The sequence below is a fragment of the Streptomyces sp. NPDC007205 genome (assembly GCF_040634095.1).
GTDB lineage: Bacteria > Actinomycetota > Actinomycetes > Streptomycetales > Streptomycetaceae > Streptomyces.
The window spans coordinates 298,200-321,925 of the sequence record NZ_JBEYEW010000004.1 but is presented as its reverse complement, the minus strand read 5'-3'; the positions used below and the strand labels follow the sequence as shown (position 1 = coordinate 321,925).

Genomic DNA, 23,726 nt, shown 5'->3' with positions numbered 1-23,726 from the left:
TCTAGCCCTGACCGGCCTTCCCTGCCCATGTTTCTGTCCAGGTCATGAACTCGACGAAGAGTTCTCCAGACGAGGAGTTGGTCCCGTATGGCCGCCGAACTGACCGTGCACGAGCTGATCGCCAAGCACCGGCCCACCCTGGACCAGGCGCTGGAAGCGATCCGTACGCGCGCGTACTGGTCCCCGCATCCCGAGCACCCCAAGGCCTACGGCGAGAACGGCAGTCTGGACGCGGCGGCGGGCAAGGCCGCCTTCGACGCCCTGCTGAACAGCCGCCTCGACCTCGGCCAGCCCGGCACGGACGACTGGGTGGGCGGTGAGGTCTCGCCGTACGGCATCGAGCTGGGCGTGACCTACCCGCACGCGGACATCGACACTCTGCTGCCCGCGATGAAGGCCGGGCAGCAGGCCTGGCGGGACGCGGGCGCCGAGCTGCGGGCCGCGGTCTGCGTGGAGATCCTCAAGCGGATCAGCGACCGGACGCACGAGTTCGCGCACGCGGTCATGCACACCAGCGGCCAGGCGTTCATGATGGCGTTCCAGGCGGGCGGCCCGCACGCCCAGGACCGCGGCCTGGAGGCGGTGGCCTACGCCTACGCGGAGCAGGTCCGCACGCCCGGAACGGCGGAGTGGAACAAGCCGCAGGGCAAGCGCGACCCGCTCGTCCTGAGCAAGCAGTTCACACCGGTGCCGCGCGGCATCGGCCTGGTCATCGGCTGCAACACCTTCCCGACCTGGAACGGCTATCCGGGCCTGTTCGCCTCCCTGGCCACCGGCAACGCGGTGCTGGTCAAGCCGCACCCGCGCGCGGTGCTGCCGCTCGCCCTGACCGTGCAGGTGGCCCGGGACGTGCTCGCCGCGGCCGGCTTCGACCCGAACCTGGTGGCGCTGGCCGCCGAGCGCCCCGGCGAGGGCATCGCCAAGACCCTCGCCACCCGCCCCGAGATCCGGGTCATCGACTACACCGGGTCGACGTCCTTCGGCGACTGGCTGGAGGCCAACGCCCGCCAGGCACAGGTCTACACCGAGAAGGCCGGCGTCAACACGGTGATCGTGCACTCCACGGACAACTACAAGGGCATGCTGTCCAACCTGGCGTTCTCGCTGTCCCTGTACAGCGGCCAGATGTGCACCACCCCGCAGAACCTGCTGATCCCCCGGGACGGCATCCGGACCGAGCAGGGCTCCAAGACCTTCGACGAGGTCAGCGCCGACATCGCCCGCGCGGTCGACGGCCTGCTCGGCGACGACACGCGCGCGAACGCGCTGCTGGGCGCCATCGTCAACCCCGACGTCAAGGCCCGCCTGGAAGCCGCCGCCGGCCTCGGTGAAGTCGCCCTCGCCTCCCGCGAGATCACCAACCCGGAGTTCCCGGACGCGGTGGTCCGCACCCCCGTCCTCGTCAAGCTGGACGGCGCCAAACCGGACGACGAGGCCGCCTACATGAGCGAGTGCTTCGGCCCGGTCTCCTTCGCCGTCGCCGTCGACTCGGTGACCGACGCGGTGGAGCTGCTGCGCCGCACGGTCCGCGAGAAGGGCGCGATGACGGTCGGCGCCTACACCACCGACCCCGAGGTCGAGCAGGCCGTCGAGGAGGTGTGCCTGGAGGAGGCGGCCCAGCTGTCGCTCAACCTGACCGGCGGGGTGTACGTCAACCAGACGGCCGCTTTCTCCGACTTCCATGGCTCGGGCGGCAACCCGGCGGCGAACGCCGCGCTGTGCGACGGCGCGTTCGTGGCCAACCGGTTCCGGGTGGTCGAGGTGCGTCGGGAGGTCTAGGGAGCCGGGACCGCGCCCCCGGTGGCACTCCAGTGGTACAGCGTCATCGCCACGCTGGTGGCGAGGTTGTAGCTGGAGACCTGGGGGCGCATCGGCAGGGCCAGCAGATGGTCGGCACGCGCGCGCAGCTCGGCCGACAGCCCGCTGCGCTCGGAGCCGAACGCGAGCACGGCGTCGTCGGGCAGCTCGGTGCCGCGGATGTCCTCGCCGTCCGGGTCGAGCGCGAACAGCGGCCCGGCCGGCAGCTCGTCGACGCCGAGGCGCTCCACCGCGGTCGCGAAGTGCAGGCCGGCGCCGCCGCGGACCACCGTCGGGTGCCAGGGGTCGAGTGTGCCCGTGGTGACGACCCCGGTCGCCCCGAAACCGGCGGCCAGCCTGATCACGGCACCGGCGTTGCCCAGATTGCGGGGGTTGTCCAGGACCACGACCGGCGCCGTGCGCGGGATACGGGCCAGCGCACGCAGGTTGGCCTCACGTGACGGCCGTACGGCGAGCGCGGCCACGCCGGTCGGGTGGGGCCGCGGGACGAGGGAGGCGTAGGTCTCCGCGGACACCTCCGTGAGCAGCGCGTCCAGCGCCTCCCGTACGTCTTCGGCCAGTTCCCCGGCGAGGGCGAGCGCGGCCCGCCGGTCGGTGGTGACCGCCACCGGGACCCGGGCCCCGAAGCGCAGCGCGTGCTTGAGGGCATGGAAGCCGTCGAGCAGCACGGCGGCATCGGCGTGCTCGCGCCAGTGGGTCAGCGGGTCGGTCATGCGGTGAACCCTCCCCCGTGCTCGGCCGCGCTCGCGCGGGCGGACCCCCACCGGCCCTGCGCGCTCTTCTCGGGCGTGTCTTCGGGCGTCTGTTCAGGCGTCTGTTCAAGCGTCTCTTCGGGCGCCTCTTCAGGAGAGCGGGGCGGGGGTACCGTACGGTCGCCACGCCGGACGATCCGCGCACACGCGCGTGCCGCCAGCGCGCCCAGCCGGCGCAGGAACGACGTGGGAAGGAAGACCGCGTCCGCGGTGATCATCGCCAGCGAGAAGAACGGCAGCCCGAGAACGACCGCGATCACCGCGTGCTCGAGCATCATCACCACCAGCAGGACGTTCTTGACCCGCCGGTTGAACAGGGTGAACGGGAAGGCGACCTGCACCATGACCGTGCCGTAGGCAGCGGCCATCATGATCGTGCCACTGGAGGACATCAGGTCGGCGAGTCCGGGCCAGGGCGAGAAGTAGTCCAGGTGGAGCGGGTAGTAGACGGCGGTGCCGTCCTGCCAGCGCGAGCCCTGGATCTTGTACCAGCCGGCCGTCGCGTAGATCAGACAGGCCTCCGCCATGATCACGAACAGGGCGCCGTTGTGCAGGACGTTGGCGATGACGTCCAGCAGCGTCCGCGGCTCGGGGGACTCCGTCCAGCGGCCGACGGCCCACCACAGGCCGAGCACGCCCCAGACCGTCCACAGCAGCGCCGGGATCAGCCAGTCGTTGTCGAAGCGGCCGGTGAACGTCGCCAGGAGCAGCGCCAGGCCGAGCACCGCCCACAGGGCCGGTCCCGTCCGGTCGGCGGAAACCCGCTCCCCACGCGCGCGTGCCGCCCCGGCGCGCGCCGCCCGCCGTGCGTCCAGGGACCACACCTGTCCGCACCGTGTGAACACGAGATACAAGGACATCAGGTGCAGTACGTTGTCGCCGCCGTCGCCGACGAAGACGCTGCGGTTCTGCAGCGACAGCACACCCACCATGAACAGCACGGACGCCGTCCGGGTACGCCAGCCGAGCAGCAGCGCCGCACTGGCGAGGACCGCCAGCGCGTAGCAGCACTCGAACCACAGCTGCCCGTCGGACCACAGCAGAGCAGAGAAGGCGTGGTTGTCGGCGGTCAGCTGCTTGGCCAGGTTCCAGCCCCACGGCCCGGCCGGGCCGTACAGCTCCTGGCGGTGGGGGAACTCGCGCAGCAGGAACAGCAGCCAGGTCCCGGCGAAGCCGATACGGATCACGGCGCTCTGGTACGGCCCCAGGGCCGCCCCGGTGACGCGGGCGATCCCGCGCGAGAGATTCAGGGACAACTGGTTCACCGCGCACCTCCGGCGGCCTCGTCGGCGGGCACCGTCCACCAGGACACCACGCGGTAGACCGGCTTGTCGGACACCCGCTCATGGCTCCAGGCGGGCGGCTGCACATTGGTGGTGCCGGAGCGGACCTGCACCCGCTGGATGACGCCGTCGCGGCTGATCGGATCGGTCCGGTACAGGCGCATCACGACAATCCGGCGCACGTACTGCTCGGAGAGGGAACCGCGCATGCCGACGGGGCGGTTGTCAGCGGTGTGTGTGGCGACGAAGAAGTCCCAGGCGCGGCGCAGCTCGTTCTGCTGGGTGTGGCTGGGCACCGGGTTGCCGTCTATGGCGGCGCCGTCCTGCGCGGACAGGTCGGTCCAGCCGGTGGTGCGCAGGCCGCCGTCCTTCATCCGCACCTCGGCCCGCACCTGGACGGAGATGTTCTGCTGCAGCGGGTTCGGGGCGAACAGCTTCCAGTTCTGCTCGAACTCCGGGTACACCCACTGCTCCACCGCCTTGCCGTGCTGCTTGGTGACCGTGTTCTCAGGGGCAAGGCTGAGAAACACCATCAGTACATGCACACAGGCGGCGACACCGACCACCGCGAGCGCCAGCGCCGCGGCGACCTGGTAGCGAGTCGAGAGGGCGGCTACGCCGGTACCGGGGGCGGGGGGCGGAGTGGCATCGGACGCGGCCGCTGTCACCGGGGGTACGGGCACACCGGGGACGTCCGGCCGGGCCGCCCCAGCCGGCGTGACCGGCGTGGCTGATATGGCCGCCTGGTCGTCTTTCCGCGCTGCCTGGGCCCGCAGGGCCGCCTGGTTCCTCCGGGCCGCTTGAGAAGGCAGGGCAGCCGCGACCCCTCGCCCTCCCGGCGCCGCCTGGGCCGACTGCACACCGTCCGCGTCGCGCGGGTCGTCGCCCGACGCCGCATCCTCACGGGCCGGCGCACCCGCATCCTCCGGGGCGTTGGCATCCTCCGGGGAGTCGGCGTCGGCCGGGGATTTCTCCGGGAGACGCGCCCCCGCCGACCCGCCGGGCCCGGGCCGGGCCCCCGGATCCTCGTCGTACGCGTCCATTCCGCCCCGTACCCCGTTTCGGCTCAGTCGTTCGGCTCAGTCGTTCGGCTCAGTGGTCCAGCTCCGTGATGCGGCGCCTGCCACGAACGCTCCATGATTCACGTACGCCACTCTCGGCGTCCACGGAACGGTACTCAGCCCCGGCCGCCGGGCGCAGCCCCGGGTACGGGCCACCGGCCGTGGTCCTCGCCACGCCGTACCGCTCCAGTACCGGCCGTACCCGTCCTGCCACTCCCTTGTCCACAGGCCGCCCACCGAGTTTTCCACAGCGGTTGACACCCCACGGCGGCCCGGCACACCATTGATTTCGCACGGACCGAACGATCGGTCGGGAAGAGGTTCACCGAAGAGCCCGAGGTCAGGGGGACCGCATGGCCACAGCAGCCGCGCAGCGCACGGCCCGCACAGAGGCGGACGGCACACCGGACACCGTCGACACAGCGGCCTACCAGCACACCTTCGAGGCGGCCGTCGCCGCAGACGAACGCATCGAACCCCGCGACTGGATGCCAGACGCCTACCGCGCGACGCTGGTCCGGCAGATCGCCCAGCACGCCCACTCCGAAATCATCGGCATGCAGCCGGAGGCCAACTGGATCACCCGCGCGCCCTCCCTGCGGCGCAAGGCGATCCTGATGGCCAAGGTCCAGGACGAAGCCGGCCACGGCCTGTATCTCTACAGCGCGGCCGAGACCCTCGGCACCAGCCGCGCCGAGCTGCTCGACAAGCTGCACAGCGGCCGCCAGAAGTACTCCTCGATCTTCAACTACCCGACGCTGACCTGGGCCGACGTCGGTGCGATCGGCTGGCTGGTGGACGGCGCCGCGATCACCAACCAGGTGCCGCTGTGCCGCTGCTCCTACGGCCCGTACGCCCGCGCGATGGTGCGGATCTGCAAGGAGGAGTCCTTCCACCAGCGCCAGGGCTACGAGCTGCTGCTGGCCCTCAGCAAGGGCACCCCCGAACAGCACGCGATGGCACAGGACGCCGTCGACCGCTGGTGGTGGCCCTCGCTGATGATGTTCGGCCCGCCCGACGACGAGTCCCAGCACTCGGCGCAGTCGATGGAATGGAAGATCAAGCGCCACTCCAACGACGAGCTGCGCCAGCGCTTCGTCGACATCTGCGTCCCCCAGGCCGAGTCCCTGGGCCTCACCCTCCCCGACCCGGACCTGCGGTGGAACGAGGAACGCGGGCAGCACGACTTCGGCCCGATCGACTGGACGGAGTTCTGGGAGGTCCTCAAGGGCAACGGCCCGTGCAACGAACAGCGGATCACCCAGCGCCGGCGCGCCCACGCCGAGGGCGCATGGGTGCGGGAAGCGGCCGCCGCCTACGCGGCCAAGCACACCGGCGGCACAGACGGCACCGGTGAGGCAGCACACGAGACAGGAGCGGAGCGAGCATGAGCACCACCGACTGGCCCCTGTGGGAGGTCTTCGTGCGCTCCCGGCGCGGCCTCTCCCACACCCACGCCGGCAGCCTGCACGCCCCCGACGCGGAGCTGGCCCTGCGCAATGCCCGCGACCTTTACACCCGCCGCGGCGAGGGCGTGTCGATCTGGGTCGTCCCGGCCGCCGCGATCACCGCGTCCTCGCCGGACGAGAAGGACCCGTTCTTCGAACCGGCCGCCGACAAGCCCTACCGGCACCCGACCTTCTACGAGATCCCGGAAGGGGTGAAGCACCTGTGACCGCCACCGGCTCCGGCACCGTCCCGGTGACCGCCGCGCTCGCCCTCGGCGACGACGCCCTGGTGCTCTCCCACCGGCTGGGGGAGTGGGCCGGGCAGGCCCCCGCCCTGGAGGAGGAGGTCGCCCTCGCCAACATCGCCCTCGACCTGCTCGGACAGGCCCGGGTGCTGCTGTCCCTGGCCGGCGACGAGGACGAACTCGCCTACCTGCGCGAGGAGCGGGCCTTCCGCAACCTCCAGCTGGTCGAGCAGCCGAACGGCGACTTCGCCCACACGATCGCCCGCCAGCTGTACTTCTCCACCTACCAGCAGCTGCTCTACGCCGAACTGGCCGCCGGCGACGGCCCGTTCGCACCCCTCGCCGCGAAGGCGGTCAAGGAGGTCGCCTACCACCGCGACCACGCCGAGCAGTGGACGCTCCGCCTCGGTGACGGCACGGAGACCAGCCACGAGCGGATGCGCGACGCCTGCGAGGCGCTGTGGAAGTTCACCGGTGAGCCGTTCCAGCCGGTGGAGGGCCTCGACGCCGACTGGGCCGCCCTGGACGCACGCTGGCAGGAGTCCGTCGCAGACGTCCTCACCCGTGCGGCCCTCCCCGTCCCCGAGGGCCCTCGCACCGGCGCCTGGTCGGCCGGTGCCGGCCGGCAGGGTCTGCACACCGAGCCGTTCGGACGGATGCTCGCCGAGATGCAGCACCTGCACCGCAGTCACCCGGGGGCGTCATGGTGACCGCGACCGCCCTGGAGGCGGAGCTGCTGGAGCTGGCCGGCTCGGTGCCCGACCCCGAACTGCCGGTGCTCACGCTCCAGGAGCTGGGCGTGGTGCGCGCGGTACGTCTCCACGGCAGCGACACGGCCGAGGTCGATCTGACCCCCACCTACACCGGCTGTCCCGCCATCGAGGCCATGAGCGTGGACATCGAACGGGTGCTGCGGGCCCACGGCATGCGCGAGGTCACGGTCCGCACAGTGCTCGCTCCGGCCTGGACGACCGATGACATCAGCCCCGAAGGGCGCCGCAAATTGCGGGAGTTCGGTATCGCTCCCCCACGCATGCGCAGCGCCTCCGGCCCGGTTCCGCTCACCCTCGGCCCGACGCGCACCCACGCGACGGAGACCGAACCGGTCCGCTGTCCGCACTGCGGATCCGCCGACACCGAGCTGCTGAGCAGGTTCTCCTCCACCGCGTGCAAGGCCCTGCGCCGCTGCCTCGCCTGCCGTGAACCGTTCGACCACTTCAAGGAGTTGTGATGGCGCGCTTCCACCCGCTCCCGGTGGCCGCGGTCGACCGGATCACCGACGACTCCGTCGCCCTGACCTTCACCGTCCCACCCGGACTGCGCGAGGAGTACCGGCACTCGGCCGGACAGCACCTGGCGCTGCGCCGACGGGTCGACGGCACTGAGATCCGGCGCACGTACTCGATCTGCTCCCCCGCGCCCGACCCGGCCGGCGCGGGCCCGGACAGCCTGAGAGTGGGTGTGCGGCTGGTGGAAGGAGGGGCCTTCTCCGCCTACGCGCTGAAGGAGATCAACGTCGGTGACGAGCTGGAGGTGATGACCCCCGCCGGTCGCTTCACCCTGGAGCCGGCGCCGGGACGGTACGCGGCGATCGTCGGCGGCAGCGGCATCACCCCGGTACTGTCCATCGTCGCCACGCTGCTGGCACGAGAGCCGACGTCCCGGTTCTGCCTGATACGCGGCGACCGCACGGCCGCCTCGACGATGTTCCTGGAGGAGGTCGCCGATCTGAAGGACCGCTACCCCGAGCGGCTTCAGCTGGTGACCGTGCTCTCCCGCGAGGAGCAGCAGGCGGGCCTGCCGTCAGGCCGGCTCGACCGGGAGCGGCTCACCGGGCTGCTGCCCGCGCTGCTGCCGGTCGGCGAGGTGGCGGGCTGGTTCCTGTGCGGGCCGTTCGGTCTGGTGCAGGGCGCGGAGAAGGCGCTGCGCGAGCTGGGCGTGGACCGGTCCCGTATCCACCAGGAGATCTTCCATGTGGACGCGGGCTCGCCACCGGCCGCCACTGCGCAGGCGCCCGCGCACAGCATGGTCACCGCGCGGCTCGACGGACGCGGAGGCACCTGGCCGGTGCGGGAGGGCGAGTCCCTGCTGGAGGCGGTCCTGCGCAACCGTACCGACGCGCCCTACGCCTGCAAGGGCGGAGTGTGCGGTACGTGCCGCGCCTTCCTGGTCTCCGGCGAGGTCCGCATGGACCGCAACTTCGCACTGGAGACGGAAGAGACGGAAGCCGGATATGTACTGGCCTGCCAGTCGCATCCGCTGACGGAGCAGGTGGAGCTTGACTTCGACCGCTGAGGCCTGCCCGGACCGGCTCGGCGTGAGGTGGGGAGGGGCGTGGGTTGGGGAGGGGTGGGGAGGGGGGAGGGGGAGGGAGGGGCCCCAGGAACCCAGCGACTCCGCACCGTTCCCTTCTCCTAGAACCTGTTCTATCTTGACGCCCCGTCAGATCTCCTCACCGTCGGAGGGACAGGCCGTGGACTTCACCTTCACCGAGGAACAGCGGGCGGCGGCCGAGGCGGCGCGCGGGGTGTTCGCCGGCGTGGTACCGGACGCGGTGCCCAGCCCGGCACTCACCACCGGTGCCGTGGCCGAGGGCTTCGACCGGGAGCTGTGGTCCCGGCTGGCCGGGGCGGACCTGCTGAGTCTGCTGCTCGACGAGGCACACGGCGGTTCCGGTCTGGACGCGATCGCGCTGTGCCTGGTGCTGCGTGAATCCGCCAAGGTCCTCGCCCGGGTGCCGCTGCTGGAGCACAGCGCGGCGGCAGCGGCCGTACAGGCCTACGGCGGTGCGGAGTTGACGGAGAGCCTGCTGGCCAGGGCCGGACGCGGCGAGCTGGTGCTGACCGTCGCGGCGAACGGCCGCAGTGGCCACGACCCGGCCGAACTGGCCGTCACCGCACGGCGCGAGGGCCCGGCCTGGGTGCTGGACGGTGTGCAGACGGCGGTGCCGTGGGCGTACGACGCGGACCTCGTCGTCGTACCGGCCCATGTCGAGGGCACGGCCGCCGACCGGACCGTGCTCGCGCTGGTACCGCGCGAGCAGGACGGGGTGGTCCTCGCCGAGCAGGTGTCCACCAGCGGGGAGCGGCTGGCCGAACTGCGGCTCACGTCGGTACGGATCGAGGCGGGCCAGGTCATCGAGGCCGACGGCGCCTGGCAGTGGCTGTATGCGCTGCTCGCCACGGGCACTTGCGCGCTGGCGCTCGGTCTGGGCGAGCGGGTGCTGCGCATGACCGCCGAGTACACCGGCAAACGGGAGCAGTTCGGGTATCCGATCGCGACCTTCCAGGCGGTGGCCGTGCAGGCCGCGGACCGGTACATCGATCTGCGCGCCATGGAGGCCACGCTCTGGCAGGCCGCCTGGCGGATCGCCTCGGGGGCATCGGGAGCGCTGCCCGCGGCCGGGGATGTGGCGGTGGCGAAGATCTGGGCGGCGGAGGGGGTACGCCGGGTGGTGCAGACGGCGCAGCATCTGCACGGCGGGTTCGGTGCCGACACCGACTGTCCGCTGCACCGCTATCACGCCTGGGCCAAGCATCTGGAGCTGGCGCTCGGTCCGGCGGCTGCGCATGAGGAGAGGCTCGGGGACCTGCTGGCCGCCCATCCGCTGGGCTGACCGCGCGGCCCCGGGCCACTGGGCGAGCTGCAGGACGAAGCCGGGCCGACCGCCGGGCCGGCCGGAGCACGAAACCGAGCCGCCCGTCAGAGCAGGCCACAGCACGGAACCACGGCGACCACCGGGGTGAGCTACAGCACGGAACCAGGCCGACCGCCGGAGTGAGCTACAGCACGAAGCCAGGCCGACCGCCGAGGTGAGCTACAGCACGAAGCCAGGCCGGCCGCCGGGGTGAGCTACAGCACGAAGCCGGGTCGGCCGTCGTCCGTGATCACCGGGCGGCCTGCGGCCTGCCAGACCTGCATACCGCCGTCGACGTTCACCGCGTCGATGCCCTGCTGGAACAGGTACATGGTGACCTGCGCCGAGCGGCCGCCGGAGCGGCAGATGACGTGGACGCGGCCGTCCTGCGGGGCGGCGTCGGTCAGCTCGCCGTAGCGGGCGACGAACTCGCTGATGGGGATGTGCAGTGCTCCCTCGGCGTGGCCCGCCTGCCACTCGTCGTCCTCGCGGACGTCCAGCAGGAAGTCGCCGTCCTTGAGGTCCGTGATCTCGACCGTGGGCACACGAGCTGCGAAATTCATGTCCCCGACGCTACCCGAAGGTCCCGGACACGACCGGAACCACGGTGTGGCTCACTCAGCCCGGCCCCGCAGGGCCGCCAGTTCCGCCTCCCGCTGGGCGATGTCGGCGCGCAGCCTGGCTGCGATCTCGTCGAGCAGCCCGTCGGGGTCGTCGGGGGCGAGCCGGAGCATGCCGGCGATCGCGCCCTCCTCCAGTTCGCGGGCGACGAGGGTGAGCAGCTCCTTGCGCTGGGCGAGCCATTCGAGGCGGACGTACAGCTCCTCGGCGGGGCTGGGGAGCCGCTCTGGCGGTACCGGGCCGGCTGCCCACTCCTCGGCCAGCTCCTTCAGCAGGGCCTCGTCACCGCGGGCGTAGGCGGCGTTGAGGCGGGTGAGGAATTCCTCACGCCGGCGGCGCTCCTCTTCCTCCTGTGCGAGGTCGGGGTGGGACTTGCGGGCCAGCTCGCGGTAGAGCTTGCGGGCCTCCTCGCTGGGCCGCACCCGCTGCGGGGGCCGTACGGCCTGGTCGGTCAGCATGGCGGCGGCTTCCGGGAACAGGCCCTGGCCGTCCATCCAGCCGTGCAGCAGTTCCTCCACGCCGGGCATCGGCATCACCCGGGCGCGGGCCTCCTCGGCGCGGCGGATGTCCTCCGGGTCGCCGGTGCGGGCGGCCTTGGCCTCGGCGATCTCGGCGTCCAGCTCCTCGATGCGGGCGTAGAGCGGGCCGAGTCTCTGGTCGTGCAGCCGGGAGAAGTTCTCGACCTCGACGCGGAACGTCTCGACGGCGATCTCGTACTCGATCAACGCCTGCTCGGCGGCCCGTACGGCCTGCTCGAGCCGTTCTTCGGGCCGCGGGGCCTGGTCGGCTTCCGGGGTCGTCACGCGACCAGAGTAGGCGATACAGCCGTGTGCCCCTTGGGGAGATGCAGTTCCGCCCCGCTGAGAACCCCGGCCAGGCCTCACACTCCCAGCTCAGCCGCGATCCGCCCCTCCCGGATCCCCTTGACGAGTTCGGTGTGGTCCGCCTCCGTGCGGTCGGCGTAGGCGACGGCGAAGGCGGCGGTCGCCTCGTCCAGTTCCTCGTTCTTGCCGCAGTACCCGGCGATCAGCCGTGGGTCGGCGCTGTGGGAGTGGGCGCGGGCCAGCAGGGCGCCGGTCATGCGGCCGTAGTCGTCGATCTGGTCGGCGGCGAGGGCGGCGGGGTCCACGCTGCCCTTGCGGTTGCGGAACTGGCGCACCTGGAAGGGGCGCCCGTCGACGGTCGTCCAGCCGAGCAGGATGTCGCTGACGACCTGCATGCGCTTCTGTCCGAGGACCACCCGGCGGCCCTCGTGTTGCGCCGGCGGCGCCTCGAACCCGGCCGTGGCCAGGTGCGGGACGAGTGCGGAGGGCCTGGCCTCCTTCACCTGGAGCACCAGTGGCTGCTCGCGGTGGTCGAGGAGGAGCAGGACGTAGGACCGGGTGCCGACGCTGCCGGTGCCGACGACCCGGAAGGCCACGTCGTGCACCGCGTGCCGGGCGAGCAGGGGGTGCCGGTCCTCAGACAGGGTCGTCAGGTATTCCTCCAGGGACGCGGCGACGGCGTGGGCCTCGGCGTCCGGGATGCGGCGCAGGACGGGTGAGGCGTCGACGAACCGGCGTCCGCCGTCCGCCACCGCCTCGGTCGACTTGGCCGCGAACCGGCCGCTGGTGTTGGCGCGGGCCTTCTCCGAGACGCGCTGCAGGGTGCCGAGCAGATCGTGGGCGTCGGTGTGGGAGACCAGTTCCTCGTCGGCGATGGCGTTCCACGCGTCGAGCACGGGCAGCCTGGCCAGCAGCCGCATGGTGCGGCGGTAGGCGCCGACCGCGTCCTGTGCGGCCGCGCGGCAGGTGTCCTCGTCGGCGCCGGCCTCTCGCCCGGCGAGCACCAGCGAGGCCGCGAGCCGCTTCAGATCCCACTCCCAGGGGCCGTGCACGGTCTCGTCGAAGTCGTTCAGGTCGATGACGAGGTCACCGCGGGCGTCGCCGTACAGGCCGAAGTTGGCCGCGTGCGCGTCTCCGCATATCTGGGTGCCGATCCTGGTCATGGGTGTGCGGGCCAGGTCGTAGGCCATGAGTCCGGCCGAGCCGCGCAGGAAGGCGAACGGGGTGGCCGCCATCCGCCCGACGCGTATGGGGGTCAGCTCCGGGATGCGGCCGGCGTTGGACGCGGTGACCGCGCTCACCGCGTCGGGGCGGGAGGAGTCCAGGTCGAGCCTGCGGTGCGCGGCGCGCGGCACGCTGGTCCGCAGCGCCTTGCCCTTTTCCTTGGGCGAGCCCTGGCGCGGCCACCGGGCGAATCCGCGCACCTGCGGCAGTCGGCGCGGCTGCCCGTCCGCGATCACTTCCCCACCGGTTCCGGTCACCGCGACCGCCTCCCCCGTACGCCTTTCGGCACGAACATCAACTCGTGCAGACCGTACAACCGGCGCCCGGAACGCGTCAGGCCCTGTGGACAAGCACGCACTGCTGACGATCGTTTCCCACCATCGGAGCATTTCCCACCGCCTGGTCAGCCGCCGCTTCGCCACCGTCACGGGGAGCACGGCAGGCGGGCGTGTGTGGCCTTCCGTACCGCGTCGATGTCCGTGTAGGGGACCCGCCACGAGCAGGTACGGCCGTTGCCGGCCGGTGCGCCGGTGCAGGGAGCCGCCTGCCGCCTGCCGCCTGCCGCCTGCCGCCTGCCGCCTGCCGCCATGGTCAACTCGCCTTTGCGTGGGGGCCGGTGGGAATGTATCGGCGGACCGGGTCCTATCGCTCGGTGTGGGTGCCTTCTTCGAGTACGCGGCCCCGTGCGAGCACCACGATGTGGTGCCGGAGCGGCGCCATCTGCCCGGCGTCGACCGCATCCTGGACGCCGTGGCCCGGCCCGGCCCGGTCGGCTCGCCACCGTGCCCCTCCGGTACGGCTCCGAAGCCTGGCAGCGCGTCCACTTCCAACTCCGCAACAGCGTCGAGGGCATCAACGGCTTCACCGAAGCCCCCTCCGCACGCCCTGAGACCTTCCTCACACAACACACACACCCGGCGAAGCCCAGCCGAAGATCCACAACACAACAGAAATGGGCGGCATCGTGATCACGATGCCGCCCATTCCATCTGTGCGCGAGGGGGGAGTTGAACCCCCACGCCCTTGCGGGCACTGGAACCTGAATCCAGCGCGTCTGCCTATTCCGCCACCCGCGCATTGGGTGTGTCTTCCGGTCCCGTTCCCTTTCGGGCTGGCCCCTTCCGACATCCAGAACATTAGCACGTCGTACGGGGTGGCTTCACGTCCGTTCCCGCCCCCCGCCCGGCGGCCCCTCACCCCGCCGCCTCGGCCCGCCGCCTCCCCCCGGCCCCGCGTCCGCACCCGCCTCAACGCTCCCCGCCCTCATCCGCATCCGCGTCCGCGGCCGCATCCGCCGCCCAGGTATCAGGGAGACCTGCTTCACGTATCAACCTCGTACCGGTCCCGGGCATCTGCCCAGGAGGCGGGCCGGGTCCACAGCCGGGTGCGGGACACTGGTCTTCGCCCGCCTCTACGATCCATGGCAGCAGGACTGCGCGCCGGGAGTTCGAAGGGGAGTCGCTGGGGGAACCGGCTGATTGCCGGGCGCGTAGATACGATCAGTAAGCAGTACGAGCACAACCCGGCAAGGCAGCGCACACAGCAGGGCAAGGCAACGGCAGGGACGGAGGAGGTGCCCCATGGGAGTCCTGAAGAAGTTCGAGCAGCGTCTCGAAGGTCTGGTGAACGGCACCTTCGCCAAGGTCTTCAAGTCCGAGGTGCAGCCCGTGGAGATCGCCGGCGCGCTCCAGCGCGAGTGCGACAACAACGCCACGATCTGGAACCGTGACCGGACCGTCGTACCCAACGACTTCATCGTGGAGCTGAGCGCGCCGGACCACGAGCGCCTCAGCCCCTACTCCGGGCAGCTCGGCGACGAGCTGGCCGGCATGGTGCGTGACTACGCCAAGCAGCAGCGTTACACCTTCATGGGCCCCATCAAGGTCAACCTGGAGAAGGCCGACGACCTGGACACCGGCCTGTACCGAGTGCGCTCGCGCACCCTCGCCTCCTCCAGCAGCCAGCAGGCGGCACCGCAGGCCCCCGCGGCCCCGGCTCCCGGCCGTCCCGCGCAGGGCGCCCCGGGCGCCGGCTACGGCTACCCGCCGAGCACGCCCGCCGGAGCGCCCCCGATGCCGTCCGCGCCGCCGCCCGGCGCCCGCCCCGGCGGCTACGGCTACCCGCAGCCCGCCACCCAGCGGCCCGCGGCCGCCCCGATGAGCGGCGGGCACACCCGCTACTGGATCGAGATCAACGGCACCCGCCACCAGATCTCCCGCGCCACGCTGGTGATGGGCCGCAGCACCGACGCCGACGTACGGATCGACGACCCCGGCGTGTCCCGCCGGCACTGCGAGATCCGGACCGGAACGCCCTCGACGATCCAGGATCTCGGCTCCACCAACGGCATCGTGGTGGACGGGCAGCACACCACCCGCGCTACGCTCCGCGACGGCTCGCGGATCGTCGTGGGCAGCACCACCGTTATCTATAGGCAAGCCGAAGGGTGAAGCGGGGGCAATGTCAGAGCTGACCCTCACGGTCATGCGGCTGGGTTTCCTGGCCGTACTGTGGCTGTTCGTGATCGTGGCCGTGCAGGTCATCCGGAGCGACCTGTTCGGTACGCGCGTCACCCAGCGCGGATCGCGCAGGGAAGCCGGCCGCCAGCAGCAGGCGCCCCGGCAGCAGCCCGCCGCGCCCCCGCAACAGCGAGGCCAGCAGCGCGGCCAGCAGGGCGGCGGCCGACGGGGCCGCAACGCCCCCAGCAAGCTGGTCGTGACGGAAGGCACACTGACCGGCACCACGGTCGCGCTGCAGGGCCAGACGATCACCCTGGGCCGGGCACACGACTCCACGATCGTGCTGGACGACGACTACGCCTCCAGCCGTCATGCCAGGATCTATCCGGACCGCGACGGTCAGTGGATCGTCGAGGATCTCGGCTCCACCAACGGCACCTACCTGGACCGGTCCCGGCTGACGACTCCCACGCCGATCCCGCTGGGCGCGCCGATCCGCATCGGCAAGACCGTCATCGAGCTGCGGAAGTAGTACGACAATGAGCGAGCGGAGCGAGCACGCAGCGGCAGGCCGCACCCTGGTCTCCGGCGCGCTCCCGACCGGAGGGTGGGCAGTGTGGCTCGACACGACCGGCTGCATTCGGAGCCGACGGGCGAGGTGCGCATGAGTCTGTCACTGCGCTTTGCCGCCGGATCGCACGAAGGCATGATCCGCGGGCACAACGAGGACTCCGGTTACGCCGGCCCGCGGTTGCTCGCGATCGCCGACGGCATGGGCGGCCAGGCCGCCGGCGAGGTCGCCTCCTCCGAGGTGATCTCCACCCTGGTCACGCTCGACGACGACGTGCCCGGCTCCGACATCCTCACCTCCCTCGGCGCGGCCGTGCAGCACGCCAACGACCAGTTGCGCGCCATGGTCGCGGAGGACCCGCAGCTCGAAGGCATGGGGACGACCCTGACCGCGCTGCTGTGGACCGGGCAGCGGCTCGGTCTCGTGCACGTCGGTGACTCCCGGGCCTATCTGCTGCGTGACGGGGTCCTCACCCAGATCACCCAGGACCACACCTGGGTGCAGCGGCTCGTCGACGAGGGCCGGATCACCGAGGAGGAGGCGACCACGCATCCGCAGCGGTCCCTCCTCATGCGCGCGGTGGGCAGCAGCGACCATGTCGAGCCGGACCTGTCGATCCGCGAGGTGCGGGCCGGCGACCGCTATCTGATCTGCTCCGACGGGCTGTCCACCGTCGTCTCCCACCAGACGATCGAGGAGACCCTCGCCAGTTACCAGGGCCCGCAGGAGACCGTGCAGGAGCTGATCCAGCTGGCGCTGCGCGGCGGCGGCCCCGACAACATCACCGTCATCGTCGCCGACGTCCTCGACCTGGACACCGGTGACACCATGACCGGGCAGCTGTCCGACCAGCCGGTCGTGGTCGGCGCGGTCGCCGAGAACCAGCACCATCTGCACGACAACGGCATCATGCAGACCCCGGCCGGCCGCGCCTCCCACCTGGGCCGGCAGCACCACGGACACGGCGGCGGCGAGTTCGGCCCGCCCGGCTCCGGCGACACCACCGGGTACGCCCCGGCCGACAGCTTCGGCGACTACGCCGACGGCGACTTCACCAAGCCGCGCGGCGGGCGCAAGTGGCTGAAGAGATCCCTCTACAGCGCCCTCGCCCTCGCCGTCATCGGCGGCGGGCTCTACGGCGGCTACCGCTGGACGCAGACGCAGTACTACGTCGGCGCCAAGGGCGAGCACGTGGCCCTGTACCGGGGGATCAGCCAGGACCTGGCCTGGGTGTCGCTGTCGAAGGTGGAGAAGGACCACCCGGAGATCGAACTCAAGTACCTGCCGCCCTACCAGCAGAAGCAGGTCAAGAACACGATCACCGCGGGCGGTCTGCAGCAGGCCCAGGCGAAGATCGAGGCACTGTCCGTGCAGGCCTCCGCGTGCAGGAAGCACGCGGAGCGCCAGGCCACCGAGTCCGAGCGGAACGCGAAGACGGGCCAGGGCGAGGCCGGAGGCACCACGGGAACCACCCGTACCGCCTTCACGTCCAAGGCATCACCGACGCCGAACCCGTCGACGGGTACGTCGTCCAAGACGCCCCCGACATCGCCGTCGAAGCCCCCGTCCCCGTCCCACACTCCGAATCCCGGCCCGAGCCTCTCCGAGGATGAGCAGAAGGTCGTCGATCAGTGCGGCAAGCAGTAGCCGAGCCGCGAGAGGCACCGTCACACGATGAGCAGTACGACTAACTCACCGACGCACCACACGTCCACGATCGGCGCGATCGGCGCTCCGAGCCGCCGCAACACCGAGCTGGCCCTGCTGGTCTTCGCCGTGGTCATCCCGGTGTTCGCCTACGCCAACGTGGGCCTGGCCGTCAGCGGCAAGGTGCCCGCCGGGCTGCTGGAGTACGGCCTCGGTCTCGGCCTGCTGGCCGGCGTCGCCCACCTCGCCGTGCGGAAGTTCGCCCCGTACGCCGACCCGCTGCTTCTGCCGCTGGCCACGCTGCTCAACGGGCTCGGGCTCGTCGTCATCTGGCGGCTGGACCAGTCGAAGCTGCTGCAGTCGCTGCCCCACTTCGCCCCGGCCGCGCCTCGTCAGCTCCTGTACAGCGCGCTGGGCATCGCCATGTTCGCCGTGGTGCTGATCTTCCTGAAGGACCACCGGGTCCTGCAGCGCTACACCTACATCTCGATGGTCTGCGCCCTGGTCCTGCTCCTCCTGCCGCTGGTGCCGGGCCTCGGGGCCGACATCTACGGCGCCAAGATCTGGATCAACATCCCCGGCCTCGGCTCGCTGCAGCCCGGCGAGTTCGCGAAGATCGTCCTCGCCGTCTTCTTCGCCGGCTACCTGATGGTGAAGCGTGACGCCCTGGCCCTGGCCAGCCGCCGCTTCATGGGCCTGTACCTGCCGCGTGGGCGCGACCTCGGTCCGATCCTGGTCGTCTGGGCGATGTCGATCCTCATCCTGGTCTTCGAGACGGACCTCGGCACCTCGCTGCTGTTCTTCGGAATGTTCGTCATCATGCTGTACGTCGCCACCGAGCGGACCAGCTGGATCGTCTTCGGTCTGCTGATGTCCGCGGTCGGCGCCGTCGGCGTGGCGAGCTTCGAGTCGCACATCCAGACGCGTGTCCACGCCTGGCTCAACCCGATGCGCGAGTACCAGCTCAGCCGTCAGGTCACCCACGACGGCATCCTCCACTCCGACCAGCTGCAGCAGTCCCTGTGGGCGTTCGGCTCCGGCGGCACCCTCGGCACCGGCTGGGGCCAGGGCCACTCGGACCTGATCAAGTTCGCCGCCAACTCCGACTTCGTCTTCGCGACGTTCGGCGAGGAACTGGGCCTGGCGGGCATCATGGCGATGCTGCTGATCTACGGTCTGATCGTGGAGCGCGGCCTGCGCACCGCCCTCGCCGCCCGCGACCCGTTCGGCAAGCTGCTCGCCGTCGGCCTGTCCGGCGCCTTCGCGCTGCAGGTGTTCGTCGTGGCCGGCGGTGTGATGGGCCTCATCCCGCTGACCGGTATGACGATGCCGTTCCTCGCCTACGGCGGCTCCTCCGTGCTGGCCAACTGGGCGCTGATCGGCATCCTGATCCGCATCAGCGACACGGCCCGCCGCCCTGCTCCCAGCCCCGCCACGAACCCCGACGCCGAGATGACCCAGGTGGTCCGCCCCGGCGGCGCCGGTCCCGTCGAGTGACCCTGCTCACCCACGTCAGGGCCATCCCGGCCCGCCCGGGGCACACAGCCGCTGCCTCTAAACTGTGGGCGGCCAAGGATGAGCGCCAGCACCATTGCTTGTGGAAAGGCCGGATGTGAACAAGCCACTGCGCCGAATCGCGATCTTCTGCGGACTACTGGTCCTGGCACTGTTGATCCGTGACAACTGGCTTCAGTACGTCCAGGCCGACAAACTGCGCGCCGATCCGGACAACCGCCGGGTGATCATCGAGCGGTACGCGAACCAGCGCGGCGACATCATCGTCGACGGCAACCCCATAACCGGCTCGGTCGAGACCAAGCACGGCGACTTCAAGTACAAGCGCACCTACAAGGACGGGGCCATGTGGGCCCCGGTCACCGGCTACTCCTCGCAGGCCTTCGGCAGCAGCTTCCTGGAGGGCGTCGACGACGGCATCCTCACCGGCAACGACGACCGGCTCTTCTTCCGCAAGACGCTGGACATGGTCACCGGCAAGCGGCAGCAGGGCGGCAACGTCGTCACCACGCTGAACGCGGCCGCGCAGAAGGCGGCGTACGACGGGCTGGCCAAGCAGGGCGGCAAGGGCGCGGTCGTCGCCCTGGAGCCGTCCACCGGCAAGATCCTGGCGCTGGCCTCCTACCCGTCGTACGACCCCTCGACCTTCGCAGGGAACTCCACCAGCACGGACGCCAAGGCCTGGAACAAGCTCCAGAAGAAGAACAACCCGGCCGACCCGATGCTGAACCGGGCGCTGCGCGAGACCTACCCGCCCGGCTCCACCTTCAAGGTGGTCACCGCGGCGGCGGCGCTGGAGAACGGGCTGTACAAGTCGGACACCGAGCAGACGAACTCGCCGCTGCCCTGGATCATGCCGGGTACCAGGAGGCCGCTGAACAACGAAGGCAACATTCCCTGCAAGAACGCCTCCCTGAAGGAGGCGCTGCGCTGGTCCTGCAACTCGGTCTTCGGCAAGATCGGCTCCGACCTCGGCAACGACAAGATGCTGGCGGAGGCCAAGAAGTTCGGCTTCACCTCCGAGCAGTTCATCCCGGTCCGCGCCTACGCGTCGACGTTCTCCGACAACATGAACCAGTCGCAGACCGCGCTGTCCTCCATCGGCCAGTACAACACCGCCGCGACCCCGCTGCAGATGGCCATGGTCGCCTCGGCGGTCGCCAACGACGGCAAGCTGATGAAGCCGTACATGGTCGACGAGCTGGAGTCCTCCAACGTCGACCCGGTGGAGAAGACCGAGCCGAAGGAGATGAGCAGGCCGCTGTCGCCGGCCAACGCGCAGATCCTGCAGGACATGATGGAGACGGTCGTCAAGCAGGGCACCGGTACGAACGCGCAGATCCCGAACGTCGTCGTGGGCGGCAAGACCGGTACCGCGCAGCACGGTGTGGCGAACAGCGCCAACCCGTACGCGTGGTTCATCTCCTACGCGAAGCTGCCCGACGGCAGCTCGCCGGTCGCCGTGGCCGTGGTGATCGAGGACGAGAGCGCCCACCGCGACGACATCTCCGGTGGCGGTCTGGCGGCGCCGATCGCGAAGAACGTCATGCAGGCGGTCATCAGCTCCAAGAAGTGACCTCGCCCAAGTGACCTCGCCCACACCGGAAAGTGACGCCGCTCACGTCGTCTTCACATCGCCGCACGTTGTGATACCGGTCCTGTATCGGGTTCCGGGCTTGGCCAGGTCATACAAAGCGAGCCGGGTACCGTAGGCCCGGACGGCAGCCTCCGGCCGCACACCACTGTGCGGCCGAGACCGACGGAGAGGGCTGGTAGGTAGCTATGGAAGAGCCGCGTCGCCTCGGCGGCCGGTACGAGCTGGGCCAGGTGCTCGGCCGTGGTGGCATGGCGGAGGTCTACCTCGCGCATGACACCCGGCTCGGCCGCACCGTGGCGGTGAAGACGCTGCGCGCGGACCTCGCGCGTGATCCGTCCTTCCAGGCCCGGTTCCGCCGGGAGGCCCAGTCGGCCGCCTCGCTCAACCATCCCGCGATCGTCGCGGTCTACGACACGGGCGAGGACTACATCGACGGGGTCTCGATCCCGTACATCGTCATGGAGTACGTCGACGGCTCCACGCTCCGTGAGCTGCTCCACTCCGGCCGAAAGCTCCTGCCCGAGCGGGCGATGGAGATGACCATCGGCATTCTCCAGGGCCTGGAGTACGCCCACCGCAACGGCATCGTCCACCGCGACATCAAGCCGGCCAACGTCATGCTGACGCGTAACGGCCAGGTCAAGGTGATGGACTTCGGCATCGCCCGCGCCATGGGCGACGCCGGCATGACCATGACCCAGACGGCGGCGGTCATCGGCACGGCCCAGTACCTGTCGCCGGAGCAGGCGAAGGGTGAGCAGGTGGACGCCCGCTCGGACCTCTACTCGACGGGCTGCCTGCTCTACGAGCTGCTGACGGTACGGCCCCCCTTCGTGGGCGACTCCCCGGTGGCGGTGGCCTACCAGCACGTCCGCGAGGAGCCCCAGCCCCCGTCGGTCTTCGACCCCGAGATCACCCCCGAGATGGACGCGATCGTCCTGAAGGCGCTGGTCAAGGACCCGAACTACCGCTATCAGTCGGCCGACGAGATGCGCGCCGACATCGAGGCCTGTCTGGACGGCCAGCCGGTCGCGGCGACGGCCGCGATGGGCGCGGTGGGCTACGGCGGCTACCCCGACGACCAGCCGACGACGGCCCTGCGCCACGACGCCGGCGGGGGCGCCACGAGCATGCTCCCGCCGATGAACCCGGACGACGGCGGCTACGGCTACGACGACGGTTCCGGCCGCCGCGGCCGGCCGCAGAAGAAGTCCAGCACCTCCACGGTCCTCCTGGTGGTCGCGGGCATCCTCGTCCTGATCGGTGCGATCCTGATCGGCAAGTGGGTGGCGTCCGGCCACAACACCGACGACGGCAAGGTGCCGGTGCCGGCCTTCGTCGGCCAGCCCGAGAAAACGGCCCAGAAGATGGCCGCGAACGTCGACCTGAAGGTGTCGATCACCCGGAAGCCCTGCGACGACCAGCCGAAGGGCAACGTCTGCGACCAGGACCCGAAGAACGGGAAGGTGGCCAAGGGCAGCACGGTCGACCTGACCGTGTCGACCGGCGCACCCAAGGTCCAGGTACCGGACGTCCGCGGCATCCAGTTCGACGACGCTGCGTCCCAGCTGAAGGCGAAGGGCTTCGAGGTCGAGCAGCGGACCCAGGAGTCGGACCGGACCGCCGGCCTGGTCATCGAACAGGACCCGAAGGGCGGCACGAGCAAGCAGAAGGGCACCACGATCACCCTCACGGTCGCCAAGCCCGTGGAGAAGGTCACCGTCCCCAACGACCTCACCGGCCAGTCCTGCGACGCCGCCAAGGCCGAGCTGCAGAACATGGGCCTCTCCGCCACCTGCACCGACACCCCGACTCCCAACCAGGACGACGACGGCAAGGTCCTGTCGAGCAGCCCGCAGGCGAACCAGCAGGTGCCCAAGAACTCGGCCGTCACGCTCAACGTCGGCAAGTTCCAGGGCGGCCAGCAGACGCAGGGCCAGGTGCCGAGCGTCACGGGGAAGACCCTGAAGGAGGCCGAGCAGATCCTTCAGCAGAACGGCTACACGAACTTCCAGGTCAACGGACCGAACGACGACAAGGCACGGGTCATCCAGCAGAACCCGCCGCCCGGAACCCAGGCCGATCCGAGCACCCAGATCGCCCTGACCACCTTCGACTTCGGCGGCGGCGGAAACGGCAACGGCGGCATCCTCGGCGGCAACAACGGCTGACCGGCACCGCTCTTCGCCGTCACGACGGCCCCGGGGTTCGTGCGAACCCCGGGGCCGTCGTCGTCGTTCCGGAGGACCCCGGTCAGCCCTGCAGTTCCTTCGGCGGCGTCCGCTTGCCGTCCACCTTCTCCACCCGGACCAGTTCGCCCCACACCACGTAGCGGTACTCCGAGGTGTAGACGGGAGTGCAGGTCGTCAGGGTGATGTAGTGGCCCGGTTTCCTCTTGCCGGACTCCTTCGGGACCGGGGAGAGGACCTTGACGTCGTACTTCGAGGTCTCCGGGAGGACCGAGTAGACCTTGTAGACGAACCAGTCGTCCCGTGTCTCGAAGACGATCGGGTCACCCTTCTTGATCTTGTCGATGTTGTGGAACTTCGCGCCATGGCCGTCGCGGTGGGCGGCGAGGGCGAAGTTGCCGGTCTTGCCGGTCATGGGAAGGGCCGCCTTGACCGGGTCCGTGTAGTAGCCGGCCACGCCGTCGTTGAGGACGTCTATGCCCGTGCCCTTCTCGACCAGGACCTCGCCGTTGCGCATCGACGGCACATGCAGGAAGCCGATGCCGTCCTTGGTGTCCAGCGCGCCCGGAGTGGAGTCCGTCGCGTGGGCCCAGTGGGCGCGGACCTGGTCGGCCCGCTTGTCCGCCTTGCGATCCGCTATCACGTTCGTCCACCACAGGGAGTAGACGACGAAGAGAGCCAGCAACAGGCCCGCGGTGATGAGGATTTCCCCCAGGACGCTGACCGCCGTGGCGACACGGCCGGGACGCCGGCCGCGCGGGGTGGGATCCGGATCGGACGCGTCCGTGTGTTCTTCGGTGTCGTCGGCGGTCGCTGCCACAGTTCCTTGCCCTTA

Annotated in this window: 20 protein-coding genes and 1 tRNA gene; 13 read left to right on the top strand and 8 right to left on the bottom strand. The window is 70.6% G+C overall.

Translation table 11 applies throughout. The annotated features are described in order from the left end of the window. The first annotated feature begins 87 nt into the window (after positions 1–87). Positions 88–1,779, top strand: a complete 1,692-nt coding sequence (gene paaN, locus ABZ624_RS10190) for a phenylacetic acid degradation protein PaaN (protein ID WP_360084757.1) — start codon at positions 88–90, stop codon at positions 1,777–1,779. On the opposite strand, the gene ABZ624_RS10185 is transcribed toward paaN, so the two are convergent. Genes ABZ624_RS10185 through ABZ624_RS10175 form a run of 3 tightly spaced genes read right to left on the bottom strand, consistent with a single transcriptional unit; the run spans position 1,776 to position 4,896 of the window. Beyond that, the gene (locus ABZ624_RS10185) at positions 1,776–2,531 is read right to left on the bottom strand and encodes a TrmH family RNA methyltransferase (protein ID WP_360084754.1); all 756 of its coding nucleotides are present in this window, start codon (positions 2,529–2,531) and stop codon (positions 1,776–1,778) included. The genes paaN and ABZ624_RS10185 overlap by 4 nt on opposite strands. Further along, positions 2,528–3,835: an HTTM domain-containing protein gene (locus tag ABZ624_RS10180; RefSeq protein WP_360084751.1), complete on the bottom strand. Its 1,308-nt coding sequence runs from the start codon at positions 3,833–3,835 to the stop codon at positions 2,528–2,530. Before ABZ624_RS10180 ends, ABZ624_RS10185 begins: the two co-directional genes overlap by 4 nt. Then, complete coding sequence (locus ABZ624_RS10175) at positions 3,832–4,896, bottom strand: DUF5819 family protein (protein ID WP_360084748.1); 1,065 nt, start codon at positions 4,894–4,896, stop codon at positions 3,832–3,834. The genes ABZ624_RS10180 and ABZ624_RS10175 overlap by 4 nt, the downstream gene beginning before the upstream one ends. A gap of 371 nt (positions 4,897–5,267) precedes the next feature. On the opposite strand from ABZ624_RS10175, the gene paaA reads away from it, so the two are divergent. The 6 genes from paaA (at position 5,268) to ABZ624_RS10145 (ending at position 10,223) form a co-directional block, all read left to right on the top strand. Beyond that, on the top strand, positions 5,268–6,305 hold the full coding sequence (paaA, locus tag ABZ624_RS10170) for a 1,2-phenylacetyl-CoA epoxidase subunit PaaA (RefSeq protein ID WP_360084745.1): 1,038 nt from the start codon (positions 5,268–5,270) through the stop codon (positions 6,303–6,305). After that, entirely contained in the window at positions 6,302–6,589 is a 288-nt protein-coding gene (gene paaB, locus ABZ624_RS10165) for a 1,2-phenylacetyl-CoA epoxidase subunit PaaB (RefSeq protein ID WP_014673816.1), read from the top strand. The genes paaA and paaB overlap by 4 nt, the downstream gene beginning before the upstream one ends. Further along, positions 6,586–7,317: a 1,2-phenylacetyl-CoA epoxidase subunit PaaC gene (paaC, locus tag ABZ624_RS10160; RefSeq protein WP_360084742.1), complete on the top strand. Its 732-nt coding sequence runs from the start codon at positions 6,586–6,588 to the stop codon at positions 7,315–7,317. The genes paaB and paaC overlap by 4 nt, the downstream gene beginning before the upstream one ends. Continuing rightward, positions 7,311–7,838, top strand: coding sequence for a 1,2-phenylacetyl-CoA epoxidase subunit PaaD (gene paaD, locus ABZ624_RS10155; RefSeq protein ID WP_360084739.1), 528 nt, complete (start codon positions 7,311–7,313; stop codon positions 7,836–7,838). Before paaC ends, paaD begins: the two co-directional genes overlap by 7 nt. Further along, positions 7,838–8,902, top strand: coding sequence for a 2Fe-2S iron-sulfur cluster-binding protein (locus ABZ624_RS10150; RefSeq protein ID WP_360084736.1), 1,065 nt, complete (start codon positions 7,838–7,840; stop codon positions 8,900–8,902). The genes paaD and ABZ624_RS10150 overlap by 1 nt, the downstream gene beginning before the upstream one ends. Positions 8,903–9,080: 178 nt before the next feature. Next, complete coding sequence (locus ABZ624_RS10145) at positions 9,081–10,223, top strand: acyl-CoA dehydrogenase family protein (protein WP_360084733.1); 1,143 nt, start codon at positions 9,081–9,083, stop codon at positions 10,221–10,223. Between the two features lie 236 nt (positions 10,224–10,459). Here the strand turns inward: ABZ624_RS10145 and ABZ624_RS10140 are convergent, their stop codons facing one another. From ABZ624_RS10140 to ABZ624_RS10125, 4 genes are all read right to left on the bottom strand, one after another. After that, positions 10,460–10,789 carry a rhodanese-like domain-containing protein gene (locus ABZ624_RS10140; RefSeq protein WP_360085202.1) on the bottom strand — a complete coding sequence of 110 codons (330 nt, stop codon included), beginning with the start codon at positions 10,787–10,789 and terminating at the stop codon, positions 10,460–10,462. Positions 10,790–10,858: 69 nt separating this feature from the next. Then, entirely contained in the window at positions 10,859–11,668 is an 810-nt protein-coding gene (locus ABZ624_RS10135) for a hypothetical protein (protein ID WP_360084730.1), read from the bottom strand. A 77-nt stretch (positions 11,669–11,745) separates the two neighbouring features. Beyond that, on the bottom strand, positions 11,746–13,170 hold the full coding sequence (locus ABZ624_RS10130) for a DUF2252 domain-containing protein (protein ID WP_360084727.1): 1,425 nt from the start codon (positions 13,168–13,170) through the stop codon (positions 11,746–11,748). Between the two features lie 735 nt (positions 13,171–13,905). Then, positions 13,906–13,989, bottom strand: a tRNA-Leu gene (locus ABZ624_RS10125). Positions 13,990–14,493: 504 nt separating this feature from the next. Here ABZ624_RS10125 and ABZ624_RS10120 point away from each other — a divergent pair. The 6 genes from ABZ624_RS10120 to pknB all read left to right on the top strand — a co-directional run bounded on the left by ABZ624_RS10120 (position 14,494) and on the right by pknB (position 22,873). Continuing rightward, positions 14,494–15,363 carry a DUF3662 and FHA domain-containing protein gene (locus tag ABZ624_RS10120; protein WP_360084724.1) on the top strand — a complete coding sequence of 290 codons (870 nt, stop codon included), beginning with the start codon at positions 14,494–14,496 and terminating at the stop codon, positions 15,361–15,363. Between the two features lie 10 nt (positions 15,364–15,373). Continuing rightward, the gene (locus tag ABZ624_RS10115) at positions 15,374–15,904 is read left to right on the top strand and encodes an FHA domain-containing protein (protein WP_360084721.1); all 531 of its coding nucleotides are present in this window, start codon (positions 15,374–15,376) and stop codon (positions 15,902–15,904) included. 132 nt (positions 15,905–16,036) lie between these two features. Then, positions 16,037–17,590 (top strand): Stp1/IreP family PP2C-type Ser/Thr phosphatase, encoded by a 1,554-nt coding sequence (locus tag ABZ624_RS10110; protein ID WP_360084718.1) that lies wholly within the window; start codon positions 16,037–16,039, stop codon positions 17,588–17,590. Between the two features lie 27 nt (positions 17,591–17,617). Beyond that, entirely contained in the window at positions 17,618–19,087 is a 1,470-nt protein-coding gene (locus ABZ624_RS10105) for an FtsW/RodA/SpoVE family cell cycle protein (protein ID WP_360084715.1), read from the top strand. A gap of 115 nt (positions 19,088–19,202) precedes the next feature. After that, entirely contained in the window at positions 19,203–20,681 is a 1,479-nt protein-coding gene (locus ABZ624_RS10100) for a penicillin-binding protein 2 (RefSeq protein ID WP_360084712.1), read from the top strand. A gap of 206 nt (positions 20,682–20,887) precedes the next feature. Next, entirely contained in the window at positions 20,888–22,873 is a 1,986-nt protein-coding gene (gene pknB, locus ABZ624_RS10095; protein ID WP_360084709.1) for a Stk1 family PASTA domain-containing Ser/Thr kinase, read from the top strand. A gap of 82 nt (positions 22,874–22,955) precedes the next feature. Here the strand turns inward: pknB and ABZ624_RS10090 are convergent, their stop codons facing one another. Then, on the bottom strand, positions 22,956–23,711 hold the full coding sequence (locus tag ABZ624_RS10090) for a class E sortase (protein ID WP_360084706.1): 756 nt from the start codon (positions 23,709–23,711) through the stop codon (positions 22,956–22,958). Positions 23,712–23,726: the final 15 nt, after the last annotated feature.